Below are 15,410 nucleotides of genomic sequence, written 5' to 3' on the forward strand. Positions count from 1 at the left end.
TCTTCTTTTAGACGTGGTTCTAAGGATAAAGAACCTGAAACTAATGAAGATTCTAGAAAAGGGAAGGGTGGATTTTTTTCATTTATTAAAGAAAAAACTTTATCTGAAAATGATGTTGAAGATATTCTCTTCGAACTAGAAATGTCATTACTAGAAGGGGATGTTGCAATGGATGTTGCCAGTACTGTAGTTGATTCTGTAAAAGATGATTTAGTTGGTCAAAAAATTAAAAGAAGCAGTGATATAGAAGAATATACTTATGATGCTCTTAAAAATGCTGTATCAAAAATAATTGATATTAAAGGAAAATCTTTTACAGAAATGATTGAAATGAAGAAGAAAGAAGGTGAACCTTTAGTTGTTATGTTTGTAGGTATAAATGGGACTGGTAAAACAACCACTATAGGAAAATTATCTAGTTATTACCTTAAAAAAGGATATACTCCAGTAATTGCTGCTTCAGATACATTTCGTGCAGGGGCAATAGAACAAGTTACTTATCATGCAAATAATGTAGGAGTTAAAATTATTAAACATGAAAAAGGTTCAGATCCTGCAGCAGTAGCATTTGATGCAGTTGCTCATGCAAAAGCACATAATAAAGAATTAGTGCTAATTGACACTGCAGGTAGAATGCAAACAAACACCAATCTTATGGATGAAATGAAAAAAATTAAAAGAGTTGCAAAACCTGATTTAGTTATATTTGTAGGTGATGCATTAACAGGTAATGATGCTACAGAACAAGCAACTAAATTTAATGATGCAATAGATATTGATGGTGTAATATTAACTAAAGCTGATGCGGATGCTAAAGGTGGGGCTTCACTATCCATTGGATATGTTATTAAGAAACCTATCATGTTTTTAGGTATGGGTCAAGGTTATGATGATATTATTGAATATGATGCAGATTGGATGTTAAATCAATTATTTGCGGAATCATAAAAATTAAATTTAATAAGGGGTTTAAATGAATAAAAAATATTTTTTTGCAACATTAATAATTATCTTAATAATAGTTTCAGGGGTTGCGTTTGTTTTTTCTTATTTGCCAAGTAATGTAATTTTAGGAGAAAATTCTTTACAACCTGGGGGTGATGTTTCTATTACTGTAACTGGAGATGTCCTATTTGGTCGTAAAATGCCAAGTGTTTTAAGTTCAGGTGAAAGTCCTTATCGTTTTGTTTCATCAGTAATTAACTCCTCTAATATTTTATTAGTTAATTTTGAAAATCCCGCCACTAACTCTGGATCAGCTGTTAAGGGTGATGTTCCTTTAAAATGTAGTCCTGAATATGTTCCACTTGTTAAAGGTTCAAATAACACGGTCTGTGCTTTAGCTAATAATCATGCTTTTGATTATGGGATTGCTGGAATGAATGATACTATCAATACTCTAAATCAAGCAAATATTACTCATATAGGTGCAGGAAACAATTTAGCAAATGCTTCAGCTCCTGCAACTATTCATACAAATGGGAGAACAATAACCATTCTTAATTATATGGATTCTGATAATTTTAAGGAATACAGTCAAGAGGTTATGCCAAAAGCTACAAATAATTCTTCAGGTTACTCAGCATATAATGAAACATTAGCTGCCCAAGAAATAAAATCAGCTAAAGAAAATGGTTCAGATTATGTAATTATTTTTATGCACTACGGAAATGAGTATAGCAGAACACCAAATGAAGAACAAGTAAATATTTCTCATCAATGTATTGATAATGGTGCAGATATTGTTTTAGGATCACATACACATGTAACTCAAGGAGTAGAAATTTATAAAGATAAACCTATATTTTATAATTTAGGTAACTTTATATTTGATCAAAGTAACTCAAATACTCATAGAGCATATTTTGTTAATATCCAATTAGTAAATAATACTGCAGAAGTTACAATGTATCCAATAGATATTATTAATTATCTTCCTCACTTTATGAGTCCATCTGATGGTCAAACATTACTTAAAGAGTTACAACCTCAATGTAACGATATAAATATTACTTCTAACGGTACTGGTGTACTGGTTTATAATTTAACTAATGAAAATAATTAAAAATTTTTCATTTTTATTTTATAATTTTATTTTTTCTATTTTTTTAAAATTAATATATTTTATTCTTTTTTCTTAATAATAATTTTAATTTTTAATTAATTTAAATTATTAAATATAGTTTTCTAAAACTAAATATTAGATAAAAATGTATAAATTTTTAAACCTTTTAAATCATATAATTATAATAATTAATTAAAATTTTCATGATATTTTTCATAACTTCCTTGAAATCTATCATGTAATATACATGAATTATTTTAATAATTGAAATTTTTATTAACTATATAATTTAATTTAAAATATATGTGATTATTTATGATGGGAGAAGAAGAACTTATAAAATTATTTCCGGAATTTTCAGATTCAATACAACCTTCAGGTATAGACCTTGCTCTTGATGAAATATTAATTCAAAAATCAGAAGGTTCATTAATTGATAATGAAAAAAATATACCTAAAATACAATCATTAAAAGGTCCAATTTACACACTGAAACCTCACACTGCTTATTTAGCCACAATTGATAAAAAAATTAAAATACCTAAAGGATATTCAATGTTATATTTACCAAGATCTACCTTATTAAGATCATTTGTATCTGTACAGACTGCAGTAGGTGATCCTGGATTTTATGGAACATTAACATTCTTAATAGTTAATCACGGAGATTTTGAATATAAACTAAAAAAGGGAGATAGAATAGCACAAGCTGTAATATTTCCAGTAAAAGGGTCTGGAGAATATAATGGTTTTTACCAAGAAAAATAATTAATTTTGGAGATAAAGATAATGAACACTGCTGAAGCCTTAGTTAAAATTTTAGAAAATAATAATGTAAAATACATATTTGGTCATCCTGGTGAACAAATTATTTCAATGTATGCAGCATTAAAAGATTCTTTAATAGAACATATTTTAACTCGACATGAACAAGGTGCAGCACATGCTGCAGATGGATACGCTAGATCTTCAGGAAAATTTGGAGTTTGTATGTCAACAGCAGGTCCTGGAGCTATGAATTTAGTGATGGGTGTTACTACTGCATTTAAAGATTCTGTCCCTATGTTAGTAATTACAGGTGACAATATTTATTCTAATCAAGGTAAAGATAACTTTCAATCAATGAAAATAAACGAAATCTTTAAAAATATAACTATTAGAAGTTTTTATCCTTCTAATGGAAAAAATGCAATAATTAATTTAAAAGAAGCATTAAACATTCTTAAAAATGAACCTAGAGGACCTGTTCACATTAATTTAGCAAAAAATGTATTAATGGATGAAAATATTGGAAATATTATCGATAGGGAAGTTAATTTAGTACAAAATTATAGATACTCTGCAATGTCTCAAATTGTTGATAAATTAAAAGAGAGTAAAAAACCTTTAATACTTGCAGGAAATGGGATATTCTGGGGAAATGCTACTAATGAATTAAAAGATTTTGTAAATAAAAATAATATACCAATTGTCACTACTTATCATTCAAAAGGAATTATTAGTGAATTTGAAAAATTAAACTTAGGGATAGTTGGAATTAGAGGCACACATTTAGCAAATTATGCATTTGAAAATTCTGATTTGATACTTGTTTTAGGGGCTAAATTATCAGACAGAACTTTAGCTAGAGTTAAAGACTTTAAAGAATTCAAATCTAAAATCATTGATATTAATATTAATAAAACTAAACTTAAAGGTGATATATGTTTATATGGGGATGTTAAAAAAGTTCTCAATGATTTATTAATTGATGATTTTCAAAAAGATTCTAAATGGTTAAGAAAAATTTATAGTAATCAAGTAAAAACTATTGTTGAAGGTACTGAAGATGATTCAACACCTTTAAGAACACCATATGCAATTTATAAAATATTAACTAATCGAAAAGATAGTATTATAGTAAGTGATGCAGGAACACACACAACCTGGACTCTTTTATTAACAAAAGCTTCTAATCCTGGTAAATTTATATTTTCAGGAGGATTTGGCCCAATGGGCTATAGTGTGCCAGCTTCAATTGGAGTTGCTTTAGCTAACCCTTCAGAAAAAGTTTTAGCAATTAACGGTGACGGTGACTTCCAAATGAATATTCAAGAATTAGCCACAATAAAAGAAAATAATTTAAATATAGGAATTTTTATTATGAATAATTCACAATTAGGAATTATTCGGCAATGGGAAGAACTTTATGGAATGGATTCTTACCAAATAAATTTAAAAAATCCAAATTTCACTCAAATAGCTAAAGGTTATGGGATAAATACTTTAAAAGTCCATACAAAAGAAGAATTAAATAATGCTATTAGTAAAGTTATGGATTCTAATGAACCTTTTGTAGTGGAGATCATAGTTCGTGAAGAAAATATTCCTCTTCCAGTGTATGATTAATCAGTTTTTTAATATATCTTTTACAAATTTTTGAATTATTTCATTATAATATTTTTCATATTCTTTTTTAAAAAATTGTAGATAAAATTCTTTTTCTAAACTTTTAGAATTTTTATAAATTAATATTACAGCTATTATTTGTAAATTTCCAGTATTTATTTTATTATTAAAACTTGTAAAATCAATTTCAAAATAAGGATAAATTTCAATATGATTATTTGTTCTTTTTTTACCAAAAAATCGTTCATTTTGATGTTGGATTAAATCATCAAAATTCATGTTTTTGCTCCGTCATTTTCTTTTTTGATTTGATAAATTTTCTTGATAATTTCTCTAATATTTTTATCACTTATTAATTTTAATAAACCTAAAAATGGTTTAAACAATCTAATTTTGAATGAAATTTTACCATTACTTTTTATTATTTCTTCTCCGAATAGTGCTTCTGTGGTAATAGAAACTTTTTTTGATAAATTTGGTAAAATATTTAGCATTGATAAAAAACCTACTATTTTTACAGTGTCTACATAGTCATATAAACCTAAACTAGTATGTGTTTCAAATTTATTTAACTTAATGGATTGTCTAATAATTTTTAAAAAATTTATTAAAATTTTTTTAGAATTTTTAATTAATGGAATTAAAGGTTTTATTTCATTAATTTTATCTTTTAAAGGAGTTTTTGTTTTATTTTTTTCTGGTTCTTCTGATGTAGATAATTCATTTTGGGTTTGTTTATTATTAAATCTTTTATTAAAAATTTTTAATTTAAGAATTTTTATACTTATTATAGCATTAATTTCTGTGTTTTTAACTTTATAATTTATCTGGATATGTAAATTAATAAATAGTAAGGAAAAAATTATTATTAAGATTATGGCTAATATGATTAGAATTATTGTTAGTATTATCAAAATATCAGCCTTTAACTATTTTTATATAAAATTTAAGAATTATTCTAATTCTGATTATCTAAATTAACTTTAATAGATTCTTTTTTTTCTTCATTAAGATTTTTTTCATCTGTGTTTGCATCTTTGATATCAACTACTTTAGTTTTATCTTTATTAGTTAAATCTTTGATTACATCACTTATAACTAATCCTAAATCTGTTATAGCTTTATTAATTGATGTACCTTTACTTAAATCAAGAACTCTTATTCCTTCGATCCCTTCTACGCCTTTAGTAATAACTACCATAGAAACAGGTTCAACTCCTGCAATAGCACCTGAGGCATTCCCTCCGGCTTCTTGCCCAAATTTTTCTCCAGCGCCTACACTGAATCCCATTTTCATAATAGGAATTAATAATTTATCTTCTGTTTCAATATATTTTCCTATAAGATTTTGGGAATCTAAAAGCTTTTTTAATTCTTCTGCGGTTGTTTTAATATTATTTTCATCTGTCATTTTTAATCAACTACTTTTTTTAAAAAATTTACATGTTATTGAATTTTTTAGTATATATTTATTTATTCTATTATTATAATTAAATATTTTACTTTTTTTTAAAAAAATCAATTTAATTACAGTAAAAATTTGAATTAATATAAAAAGAGTTATTAATATTTTTATTTAGTTGTTAATATGATAAAAAAATAGATTTATTAAATTAAAAAAATTTAAAATAGAATAAAATTTATAAAAATTTTATTCTGAGTAAAATTCAGCTATTGCTGAAGCACCTGCACCAGTATCTACATCTAAACCTAAATCTTTTAAGGTCATACCTAATGCAGTGTAAGTTATAGCTAATTCTTTATAAGAAATAGTACCTAAATGTCCAATTCTGAATACATGGTTTTTAAGATGATCTTGACCACCAGCAATTTCAACACGATATTTATCTCTTATGGTGTTTCTTAAATCACTATCTGTAATTCCTTCTGGCATTTTAAGTGCAGTAACAGTATTACTAGCAATTTTTTCACTTTTTGGGAATAATTCAAGTCCTAAAGCTTTTGCAGCTTTTCTTGATGCGGCTGCTGCTTTTATATGTCTTTCTATAGAATTATCTAAACCTTCTTCTTCAATCATTTTTAAAGCTTCTAATAAACCATAAATTGAATTAACACCAGGAGTATATGGGGTTTGTGGAGGTACACTGTTTCCTTTAGCTTTATATTTTGGCATATTTAAATAATAAGTATGTGAATCCACATTTTCAGTTGCTTTCCATGCTTCATCATTTAAAGTGATTGCTGCTAAGCCAGGAGGTGCAGCTAAACATTTTTGGGAACCAGTAAAACAAACATCAATTCCATATTTATCAACATCTACATAATCTCCTCCGAGTGAAGAGACAGTATCTACGATTAATAATGCATCATAGTTTTTCATTACTTTTCCAATTTCTTTAAGTGGATTATGCACACCAGTAGATGTTTCGTTGTGAATAACAGTTACAGCTTTTGTATCTTCATTAGCATCTAATGTTTCTGTAAGAATTTTAGGATCTAATACATCTCCCCATTCAACGGGAATTTCCACGGAATTAATACCATGAATTGTAGTAATATCTTTTAAACGATCTCCAAATTTTCCACCTGTGGCATTTATAATTTTTTCTTTAGGGTTAACTGTATTAGCTATAGCAGCTTCCATAGCAGATGTTCCAGAGCCAGTAAGTAAATATGATTGATTTTCTGTTTTAAACATTTGGGACATCATTTCAGTAGTTTCTGTGTATATTTCACCAAATTTAGCTCCTCTATGGTTAACAACAGTTTGAGACATAGCTCTTAATACTCTAGGAGCTACGTTTGTTGGACCTGGAAGCATCATTAATATATCATCCATTTTTCAAGTTCCTCCATTATTATAAGGATAATTTTTAGCTTGTTATCTTAATTTTTTGGAATATTAAATTAAATGTTATAAATAAAAAAATTCAAGCTTATATTACTTTCTTTTTTTTATCTTTTAAAAAGATTTTGTATTAAATAATTTTTTTGGAACTTTTAATTAGGGATTGTTCAGTTAATATATTTTAGGTATAAATAAATAATAGTTTAAAGAAAAATTTATTCAATTAAATCTATTTGTGGTGATTCATTATGGTGAATATCTTAATAAGTAATGATGATGGGGTTAATGCTCCGGGCATTTTAGCAGCTAAAAAATCACTTGAAGATTTAGGGAATATTACAGTTGTAGCTCCTGATGATGAACATAGTGGTTTAGGTAGAAGTTTAACAGTTATGAAACCTTTAAAAATTAATAAAACCACTTTAAATGATGGTAGTGTTGCATTTGGTGTTTCTGGAACTCCTTCGGATTCGGTAAGTTTAGGTATTCATGAAATCATGGAAATAAAACCAGATATTGTAATTGCGGGAATTAATTTGGGTCGTAATATTTGTAAAAGTGAAATTACTAAATCTGGAACTATTGGGGCTTCATTAGAAGCAGTTAATTCGGGTATTCCATCTTTAGCAGTTTCTTTATCTATAGATCATAGGGATGTTAAATTTGAAGATAATCAATTAAAATTTATAAAAGAGCCGGATTTTAGTTTTGCTTCTAAAATTTTACATAAAGTAGTAAAAAAAATCTTAATTAAGGGATTACCTAAAAATGTAGATTTATTAAATCTTAATATTCCTTCATATCCTTCTTCAGATAAAATAATGATTACTTCTTTAGCTGATAAAATGTTTGACACTGAAATTATTAATAAACGTAATGAAAATAATGAGGATTATTATTTGTTATCTCCTAAAATGGTTAAAAATTATGATAAAGGAACAGATGGTTATGCTTTATTAAATAAAAAATGTGTAAGTTTATCACCATTAAGATTTGACATGACTGGCAGTATTAACAGTTTAAAAAAATGGTGAAAAATATTTAAGGAGGATAATGATATGGATATAAATGAATGGGAAATTTGGTATAATAATATTTTAAATGATTTTGGTTTTTCAAGAGAAGGAGATGAAAAAACAGCTGATGTTTTAAATGATATATTAGATAAAAAAGGTTGTTTTGATATTGATGATTTGTACGATTATGTAACTAAAAAAACTTTAAGTAAAAATTTCATTGTTTTTGGTGCAGGCCCCTCTTTAAAATCTAATATTTCCCAAATTAAAAAAGATTATAATTTAAATGATTATATTTTAATCTCTGCTGATGGTGCAACAACTGCTCTTTTAGAAGAAGATATAATACCTGATATAATAGTAACGGATTTAGATGGGAAAATATCTGATTTATTAATTGCTAATGCTCAAGGTGCAATATTTGCGGTGCATGCCCATGGGGATAATGAAGATAAAATTATAACTTATACAAATACTTTAAAAAATGTTTTTGGAACAACTCAATCAATCCCTGAGAGAAATTTATATAATTTTGGGGGTTTTACTGATGGAGACAGAGCAATTTTTTTAGCAGTTGAGTTAGGTGCGAAAAAAATTTTATTAGCCGGTATGGACTTTGGAAACATTGTTACAAAATATTCAAGACCTAATATTAAAGATGATTTAGAAGTAGCAGATGAAGTTAAACAAAAAAAATTGAAATATGCAGAAAAATTAACTGAATGGATAGAAAAAAATGAGGATGTTGAATTAATTAATTTAATTTCCCCTTAATTGTGGGATAAATTATTTATATATTATGACAAAATAAATTAATAATATGGCAATTCAAGATATTTTAATGTTTGATGAAACTTTATTTAAAAATATTAGTGCATTCAATCCAGAGTATATGCCTGAAAATTATAATTTTAGGGATAATCAGATGGAAGCAATGGCTTATGCTTTAAGACCTGCTTTGAAAGGTGGGATGCCAAGTAATGCAGTAATTTTAGGGCCATGTGCTACGGGTAAAACAACCGCTGTAAAAAAAGTTTTCGACTTAATTGAAAATACATCAGATAAAATTAAATGTTGTTATATTAATTGTCAACTTAATACTACTCGTTTTGGTATTTTTTCTCAAATTCATGAAAAATTATTTGGACATAAACCTCCAGAAACAGGAGTGCCCTTTGCTACAATATATCAAAAGGTAATGAAAAATTTAACAGATAATGATACATCTTTAATCGTCGCTTTTGATGATGCTAATTTTATTTTTCAGAATAAAAATGCAAATAAAGTATTTTATGATATATTAAGAGCTTATGAAGAGTTTCCAACAGTTCATACTGGGATTTTTGTAATTTTATCTGAGCTTGAATTTAGATTTGCCTTAGATAAAAATGTTAAAACAGTTTTCATCCCACAAGATATAACATTTGAACCTTATTCTCATTCTCAAATACTCAGTATATTATCTGATCGAGTTAAAATGGGTTTTTATCCTAATGTTATTTCAGATGATTTGGTAAGGCAAATATCTGATTATACTTTTGAAACTGGTGATTTGAGAGAAGGTATAGATATTCTTAGAGTTTGTGGAAATATTGCTGAGTCTGAAGCATCTAAAAAAATAACACAAAAACATTTAGACAAAGCATTATCCAAGCATGTATCCTACAATTTACTTGAAACTTTAAAATCTTTAAATGATAAAGAATTTGCTTTGTTAAAATTAATTGTAAAAGAAGATGAATCTATTAATAAAGATGAAATTTTAACTGTGACTAAAGTTTCAGAAAAATTTAAAGAGCAAACTAAATCAAGTTATGCTAGTTTTAACAGAATTTTAGAAAAATTAGAATTTTTAAGATTAGTAGACACAAAATTAACTGGAAAAGGAATTAGAGGAAATTCAAGACAAATTTTTCTTCGTTTTGATCCTGATGATTTAAATTGTACAGACATAAATTTTTCTTAAAATTATTTTTATTTTATATATTATTTATTTTAAATTCCAAATATAACGTTTGGATTTGGAGTAGCGGAAACTGCCATTACACAGAATAATAATAAGGTTATTATTAACAATATAGATATGCATGAATTTAAATTATATCCATTGAAGAAAAAATAGTCATGAAAATTGCTTTGTTTTCTTAAATCTTTTCTATAATATTTTGTATTTTTGTTTGTCATTTTTAATCACTCCATATTATAAATGATATAAAATTAGATATATAAAAAAAGAGTAAGAGCATTTGAAAACTAATATATTGTTAATTTTATTTTTTAATTTAAAAGTGGAAAATAAGGATTTGATAATTTGAAACCTTCTAAAGATTTACAAAAACAATATGAATTTTTTGATGTTACTGCAGATGTTGGTTTTTGGGCATTTGGTAGGACAATTAATGAAGCATACCAAAATGCATCACTAGCAATGTTTGAAGTAATGACCGACACTAAAAAAGTCAATCAAATAATTAATAAAAAAATTACAATTCAATCTGAAGATAAAGTTTCTCTATTATATGATTACTTAGAGGAATTATTATTTTTAGAAGAAACTGAATTTCTATTTTTTTCTAAATTTGATCTTATGATAAAAAAAAGTTTTAAAGATGATGAAATTAGTTATGAATTGAATGGGACAATATGGGGGGAACATATTGATTGGGATAAACATGAAAGACGTTCTGAAGTTAAAGCGGTTACATTCCATCTAATGGATGTAATCGAAGATGATTTATTTAAAGTAAGAGTAATCTTAGATTTATAATTTTTTTCTAATTATTTTTATTTAAAAAAAATATTTGGGATTTACTAGAAAATATTAAATATCATATTTTTAATAAATAATTAATGTTATTTATTTAAGAGGAAAACTATGAGTTTAACTGATTTTTTAAATTCACTTTTTTATAATGTGGATGAAAATGGGAATAAAAAGTTTAACAAAATGAAAACTGCAGTAGTTATAATACTTATTATCTGTTTATTATCTATTGTGATAACATTGTTAAATCCTTATGAAAATTTACCAATAAAACCTTTTGAAGGTTCTGTTAATGGAACTGGATTATTTAATGTTACAGGTAATGCTACTCCTAATTCTACAGTAATTTTATCATCACCTGAACTTAATATTAGTGGTATAGAAGTTCATACTAATAGTAATGGTACATTTTTTTATACATTAAAAGTACCGGATAATGCTAGAAATTTCACGATTGATGCATGTTATAAAGATGATCCTTCTGTTTCAAATTCAACTAATCAAACAAAATTTCAGAATAGAACATTGATGAATGTTACTTATAAAAATGGGAAGTATGTGGGCTACTAAAATTGTATTTATTTTTTATTAGCTTGCATTCTTAATTTTTACATTATAAAAATATAATATTTGAGTATTTATAATTAAGAAAGTAATGGGGATATTTATTCAGATTTTACTCTCCAATTTGTTTTAGATAATTATTATATTTTATTTTTAAGGATTTTTCATGTTTAAAACTATTATTTAAATTTTTTAGTGTAAAAATTTAACTTTTTTTAATTCTTTTTTTTAAATTAATTTTTTTCATGACTTATAAAACCTCAAATTTATATGTTTTAAAATAGATAAAATTTCATATTATATATTAATTTTATAAATTTTTTGAAAATTAATTTCTTTTAATTTATTTATTCAAAAATTCGCTAATTATGTGGTACAATGAGTATTAAGGAAAATATTAACAAAATTGATGAAAATATTTGGGAAATCCCAAGTAGTTATAAAAAACAAATGAAAGTTCCAGCAAGATTATACTTAAATGAAGAAGGTATTGAAAATCTTGAAGAAGGAGCTATAGAACAAGTAACAAATGTAGCATGTTTACCTGGAATTCAAAAGTTTTCATTAGGCCTTCCAGACATTCATTTTGGATATGGCTTCCCTATAGGTGGTGTTGGGGCTTTCAATATGAATAATGGTGTTGTTAGTCCTGGGGGTGTAGGTTTTGATATAAATTGTGGTGTTAGAATGATAAGATCTAACTTGTCAGAGGATGATTTAAAACCATATATTACAGAACTTACAGAAAAGCTATTTAAAAATATCCCTTCAGGTGTAGGAAGTAAAGGTAAAATTAAATTATTACCTAAAGAAATTGATGAAGTTTTAAATAAAGGTGCTGAATGGGCAGTAAATAATGGTTATGGTTGGAAAGAAGATTTAAAATTCTTAGAAGAGAATGGTCGAATAAAAAATGCAGATTCTGAGGTAGTTAGTGATAAAGCTAAAAAAAGAGGTATACCTCAATTAGGATCTCTTGGTTCAGGAAACCACTTTTTAGAAGTTCAAAAGGTTGATGAAATTTATAATGAAAAAGCTGCTAAAATTTTTAAATTAAAAAAAGGAACAATAACAATCATGGTTCATAGTGGGTCTAGAGGATGTGGACATCAAGTATGTTCTGATTATTTAAGAAAAATGGATAAAGCTTACAAAAAATATAAGTTAAATATTCCTGATAGACAACTTGCATGTGCTCCTTTAGATTCCGAAGAAGCTCAAGATTATTTAAAAGCAATGTATGCAGCGGCTAATTATGCATGGGCAAATCGTCAAATGATAGTTCATTGGGTTAGAGAAACATTTGAGGATGTTTTAGGTAAATCTGCAAAAGATATGGGCATGACAACTGTCTATGATGTTGCACATAATATAGCTAAAGAAGAAACACATATAGTTAATAAAAATGGTATGAAATTAAATTTATTAGTTCATAGAAAAGGAGCTACCCGTGCTTTTGGTCCAGGTAGAAGTGAAGTCCCTGAAGATTATCGTGAAATTGGTCAACCAGTTTTAATACCTGGAACCATGGGTACTTCTTCTTATGTTCTTCATGGAACCGAAATTGCAATGGAAAATACTTTTGGTTCTACTGCACATGGTGCTGGAAGAATCTTATCTAGATCTAAAGCTAAAAAAGAATTCTCTGCAGATGAAATTAAAGAAAATTTATTAAGTAAAGGTATTCAAGTTAAAGCTAATTCTGATCCAGTTTTAGCTGAAGAAGCTCCTGGGGCTTATAAAAATGTTGATCAAGTTGTGAAAACTTCTGATAAATTAGGAATTGCTAAATTAGTTGCTAAAGTAACTCCATTAATAGTTACTAAAGGTTAATTTTCTATTAAGGTGTAATTTATGATAGGTATTATTGGTGGAACTGGTGTATACAATATAGCGGAAAAAGCAGATAATGAAGAGAAAATTAAAGTTAAAACAAATTATAATGTAAATCCTGAAGTTTCTCTTCTAGAAATAGAGGGTAAAGAAGTTGCTTTTTTACCAAGACACTCATCAGGACATGCATATTCTCCACATATGATAAATTTTAAAGCTAATATTTCTGCTTTAAAAAGTTTAGGGGTTAATCAAATAATTGCTACTAATTCTGTAGGTAGTATTAATTTAGATATGGGTCCCGGTTCATTTGTTGTTGTGGATGATTTTCTTGATTTTACAGTTTTAAGAGATAGAACTTTTTATGATAAAAAAGTTGTTCATTTAGATTTTACTGAACCTTATTGTAACCGCTTAAGAAATAAAATTATTTCTAATGGGGATGTCATTTCTCATGGGACTTATGTATGTACTGAAGGTCCTAGATTTGAAACTCCTGCAGAAATTAACATGTTTCAAAAACTTGGTGGGGATGTTGTGGGTATGACAGGTCTCCCCGAAGCAGTTTTAGCTAAAGAAAAAGAGATATGTTATAGTTCTATATGTGTTGTTTCTAATTATGGTTCTGGTATTTCACCTAATAAATTAACTATGGATGAAGTATTAGAAATCATGGAAGAAAAGAATAATGATTTGATTAATTTAATTTATAAAACAATCAAAGATTTAAATGAAGATTTTGATTGTGATTGTTTACATGTTTTAAATGGTGCTGAATTTTAAGTTTTATAAAAAAATTATTTAGGAGATTTTGTTATGACAAAAGTTATTTTATTATGTGGAAGTCCAAGAGAAAATAGTAATACTATGCAAGTTTTAGAGGAATGTGCTAAATCTATAGAATCTAAAGGTGTTGAAACTGAGATAGTTAACTTAAGAGGATTGAATATTCAATCTTGTGTAGGTTGTAATGCATGTAAAACTAAAGGGAATTGTGTCATCAATGATGGCTTAGATGAAATTATCGAAAAAATAAGAAAAGCGGATGGTTTTATTCCAGCTGCACCTGTTTACTTTGGTACTGCACGTGGAGATATTATGGCAGCTTTACAAAGAATTGGTAAAGTTTCTAGAGGTAATGATAAATTTTTATCTTGGATGGTTGGGGGGCCAATTGCAATTGCTAGAAGAGGCGGTACCTCTATCACATTACAAGAAATGTCCATGTTTTTCAATATTAATGAAATGATTATAATTGGTAGTAATTATTGGAATATGGTTTTTGCAGGAGCTGAAGGTACTGCTCTTCAAGATACTGAAGGTATTGAAACAATTAAATTATTTGGAGAAAATGTTGCTAACTTATTAAATAAAATTAAAAATTAAACTTTTAATTTTTTTTAGGTGGTTTGTTTGAGAGTAGCTGTTGCATCATCTAATGGTAAAGATGTTGATTTACATTTTGGTAAAGCTAAAACTTTATTTGTGTATGATTTAATTGATGAGAATAATATTAAGTTTATTGAAAAGAGGAATGTAGATATTTTTGATGAGGTTAAACACCAATCTACTAAAGTTATTGATGCTGTTTCTGATTGTGAAACAGTTATCGTGGTTAAATATGGACCTACAACTAAATTAAAAGCTAAAAAAGCTAATTTAAAAATTATTGAAGATGAAGGACCTATTAAAGAAGTTTTAGAACGTTATATTGATCATGTTAAATTCATGAAAGGACATTTATAATTTTTTTTATTCTATTGAAAACCTTTAAATAAGATAAATTATTAATGTAATAATAACCTTTATGGGCGGGTTTTAATTTTTTAAAACTTTTTTACAGAATAATTTTTAAATAGAATGGATTGACTCCATATTTGTTAGATTGTGGATTATAGGGTTTAATTAGCTTTTAATTGTATTTTACAGCTTATTTTATATTTAATTTTATAATGCTTAATATTAGAGTAC

General features: G+C 26.6%; 18 protein-coding genes. 13 read left to right on the plus strand and 5 right to left on the minus strand.

Translation table 11 applies throughout. From position 1 onward, the window contains the following. From ftsY to BP769_RS07050, 4 genes are all read left to right on the plus strand, one after another. A partial coding sequence (gene ftsY / locus BP769_RS07035) for a signal recognition particle-docking protein FtsY (RefSeq protein WP_413824495.1) occupies positions 1-948 on the plus strand: 948 nt, incomplete at its 5' end. Between the two features lie 25 nt (positions 949-973). Then, entirely contained in the window at positions 974-2,065 is a 1,092-nt protein-coding gene (locus tag BP769_RS07040) for a CapA family protein (RefSeq protein WP_409198086.1), read from the plus strand. Positions 2,066-2,380: 315 nt separating this feature from the next. Beyond that, positions 2,381-2,833: a dCTP deaminase gene (locus BP769_RS07045; RefSeq protein ID WP_409198085.1), complete on the plus strand. Its 453-nt coding sequence runs from the start codon at positions 2,381-2,383 to the stop codon at positions 2,831-2,833. Between the two features lie 21 nt (positions 2,834-2,854). Next, a complete protein-coding gene (locus BP769_RS07050; protein ID WP_413824493.1) occupies positions 2,855-4,453 on the plus strand; it encodes a thiamine pyrophosphate-binding protein in 1,599 nt (532 codons plus the stop codon). Here the strand turns inward: BP769_RS07050 and BP769_RS07055 are convergent, their stop codons facing one another. The 4 genes from BP769_RS07055 to BP769_RS07070 form a co-directional block, all read right to left on the minus strand. Beyond that, entirely contained in the window at positions 4,454-4,732 is a 279-nt protein-coding gene (locus BP769_RS07055) for a hypothetical protein (protein ID WP_409198083.1), read from the minus strand. It abuts the gene before it with no gap. Further along, the gene (locus BP769_RS07060; protein ID WP_409198082.1) at positions 4,729-5,367 is read right to left on the minus strand and encodes a hypothetical protein; all 639 of its coding nucleotides are present in this window, start codon (positions 5,365-5,367) and stop codon (positions 4,729-4,731) included. The genes BP769_RS07055 and BP769_RS07060 overlap by 4 nt, the downstream gene beginning before the upstream one ends. Before the next feature lie 44 nt (positions 5,368-5,411). Beyond that, positions 5,412-5,864: a GerW family sporulation protein gene (locus tag BP769_RS07065; protein ID WP_409198081.1), complete on the minus strand. Its 453-nt coding sequence runs from the start codon at positions 5,862-5,864 to the stop codon at positions 5,412-5,414. A 240-nt stretch (positions 5,865-6,104) separates the two neighbouring features. Continuing rightward, the gene (locus tag BP769_RS07070; RefSeq protein WP_409198080.1) at positions 6,105-7,253 is read right to left on the minus strand and encodes a pyridoxal-phosphate-dependent aminotransferase family protein; all 1,149 of its coding nucleotides are present in this window, start codon (positions 7,251-7,253) and stop codon (positions 6,105-6,107) included. Between the two features lie 257 nt (positions 7,254-7,510). On the opposite strand from BP769_RS07070, the gene surE reads away from it, so the two are divergent. Genes surE through BP769_RS07085 form a run of 3 tightly spaced genes read left to right on the plus strand, consistent with a single transcriptional unit; the run spans position 7,511 to position 10,244 of the window. Further along, on the plus strand, positions 7,511-8,296 hold the full coding sequence (gene surE / locus BP769_RS07075; RefSeq protein WP_409198079.1) for a 5'/3'-nucleotidase SurE: 786 nt from the start codon (positions 7,511-7,513) through the stop codon (positions 8,294-8,296). A gap of 24 nt (positions 8,297-8,320) precedes the next feature. Beyond that, entirely contained in the window at positions 8,321-9,052 is a 732-nt protein-coding gene (locus tag BP769_RS07080) for a 6-hydroxymethylpterin diphosphokinase MptE-like protein (protein WP_409198078.1), read from the plus strand. Between the two features lie 37 nt (positions 9,053-9,089). Then, positions 9,090-10,244, plus strand: coding sequence for an ORC1-type DNA replication protein (locus BP769_RS07085; RefSeq protein ID WP_409199105.1), 1,155 nt, complete (start codon positions 9,090-9,092; stop codon positions 10,242-10,244). A gap of 29 nt (positions 10,245-10,273) precedes the next feature. On the opposite strand, the gene BP769_RS07090 is transcribed toward BP769_RS07085, so the two are convergent. Then, entirely contained in the window at positions 10,274-10,462 is a 189-nt protein-coding gene (locus BP769_RS07090; RefSeq protein ID WP_409198077.1) for a hypothetical protein, read from the minus strand. 127 nt (positions 10,463-10,589) lie between these two features. Here BP769_RS07090 and BP769_RS07095 point away from each other — a divergent pair, with 127 nt between their 5' ends. From BP769_RS07095 to BP769_RS07120, 6 genes are all read left to right on the plus strand, one after another. Then, complete coding sequence (locus tag BP769_RS07095; RefSeq protein ID WP_409198076.1) at positions 10,590-11,045, plus strand: archease; 456 nt, start codon at positions 10,590-10,592, stop codon at positions 11,043-11,045. Between the two features lie 108 nt (positions 11,046-11,153). Next, positions 11,154-11,612: a hypothetical protein gene (locus BP769_RS07100; RefSeq protein ID WP_409198075.1), complete on the plus strand. Its 459-nt coding sequence runs from the start codon at positions 11,154-11,156 to the stop codon at positions 11,610-11,612. Between the two features lie 372 nt (positions 11,613-11,984). Beyond that, entirely contained in the window at positions 11,985-13,439 is a 1,455-nt protein-coding gene (locus BP769_RS07105; protein WP_409198074.1) for an RtcB family protein, read from the plus strand. A gap of 21 nt (positions 13,440-13,460) precedes the next feature. Next, positions 13,461-14,222, plus strand: a complete 762-nt coding sequence (gene mtnP, locus BP769_RS07110) for an S-methyl-5'-thioadenosine phosphorylase (protein WP_413824491.1) — start codon at positions 13,461-13,463, stop codon at positions 14,220-14,222. Positions 14,223-14,255: 33 nt separating this feature from the next. Beyond that, the gene (locus BP769_RS07115) at positions 14,256-14,825 is read left to right on the plus strand and encodes a flavodoxin family protein (RefSeq protein WP_409198072.1); all 570 of its coding nucleotides are present in this window, start codon (positions 14,256-14,258) and stop codon (positions 14,823-14,825) included. A 27-nt stretch (positions 14,826-14,852) separates the two neighbouring features. Then, positions 14,853-15,185 (plus strand): NifB/NifX family molybdenum-iron cluster-binding protein, encoded by a 333-nt coding sequence (locus tag BP769_RS07120; protein ID WP_413824489.1) that lies wholly within the window; start codon positions 14,853-14,855, stop codon positions 15,183-15,185. Positions 15,186-15,410 lie beyond the last annotated feature (225 nt).

The organism is Methanobrevibacter sp. UBA417 (assembly GCF_002508845.1).
Taxonomy (GTDB): Archaea; Methanobacteriota; Methanobacteria; order Methanobacteriales; family Methanobacteriaceae; genus Methanobrevibacter_A; species Methanobrevibacter_A acididurans.

Excerpts from the sequence above, each read along its gene's own strand:
- BP769_RS07040 (WP_409198086.1), top strand. The coding sequence starts at position 974 with ATGAATAAAAAATATTTTTTTGCAACATTAATAATTATCTTAATAATA.
- BP769_RS07045 (WP_409198085.1), top strand. The coding sequence starts at position 2,381 with ATGATGGGAGAAGAAGAACTTATAAAATTATTTCCGGAATTTTCAGAT.
- BP769_RS07050 (WP_413824493.1), top strand. The coding sequence starts at position 2,855 with ATGAACACTGCTGAAGCCTTAGTTAAAATTTTAGAAAATAATAATGTA.
- BP769_RS07055 (WP_409198083.1), bottom strand. The coding sequence starts at position 4,732 with ATGAATTTTGATGATTTAATCCAACATCAAAATGAACGATTTTTTGGT.
- BP769_RS07065 (WP_409198081.1), bottom strand. The coding sequence starts at position 5,864 with ATGACAGATGAAAATAATATTAAAACAACCGCAGAAGAATTAAAAAAG.
- BP769_RS07070 (WP_409198080.1), bottom strand. The coding sequence starts at position 7,253 with ATGGATGATATATTAATGATGCTTCCAGGTCCAACAAACGTAGCTCCT.
- surE (WP_409198079.1), top strand. The coding sequence starts at position 7,511 with ATGGTGAATATCTTAATAAGTAATGATGATGGGGTTAATGCTCCGGGC.
- BP769_RS07080 (WP_409198078.1), top strand. The coding sequence starts at position 8,321 with ATGGATATAAATGAATGGGAAATTTGGTATAATAATATTTTAAATGAT.
- BP769_RS07090 (WP_409198077.1), bottom strand. The coding sequence starts at position 10,462 with ATGACAAACAAAAATACAAAATATTATAGAAAAGATTTAAGAAAACAA.
- BP769_RS07100 (WP_409198075.1), top strand. The coding sequence starts at position 11,154 with ATGAGTTTAACTGATTTTTTAAATTCACTTTTTTATAATGTGGATGAA.
- BP769_RS07105 (WP_409198074.1), top strand. The coding sequence starts at position 11,985 with ATGAGTATTAAGGAAAATATTAACAAAATTGATGAAAATATTTGGGAA.
- mtnP (WP_413824491.1), top strand. The coding sequence starts at position 13,461 with ATGATAGGTATTATTGGTGGAACTGGTGTATACAATATAGCGGAAAAA.
- BP769_RS07115 (WP_409198072.1), top strand. The coding sequence starts at position 14,256 with ATGACAAAAGTTATTTTATTATGTGGAAGTCCAAGAGAAAATAGTAAT.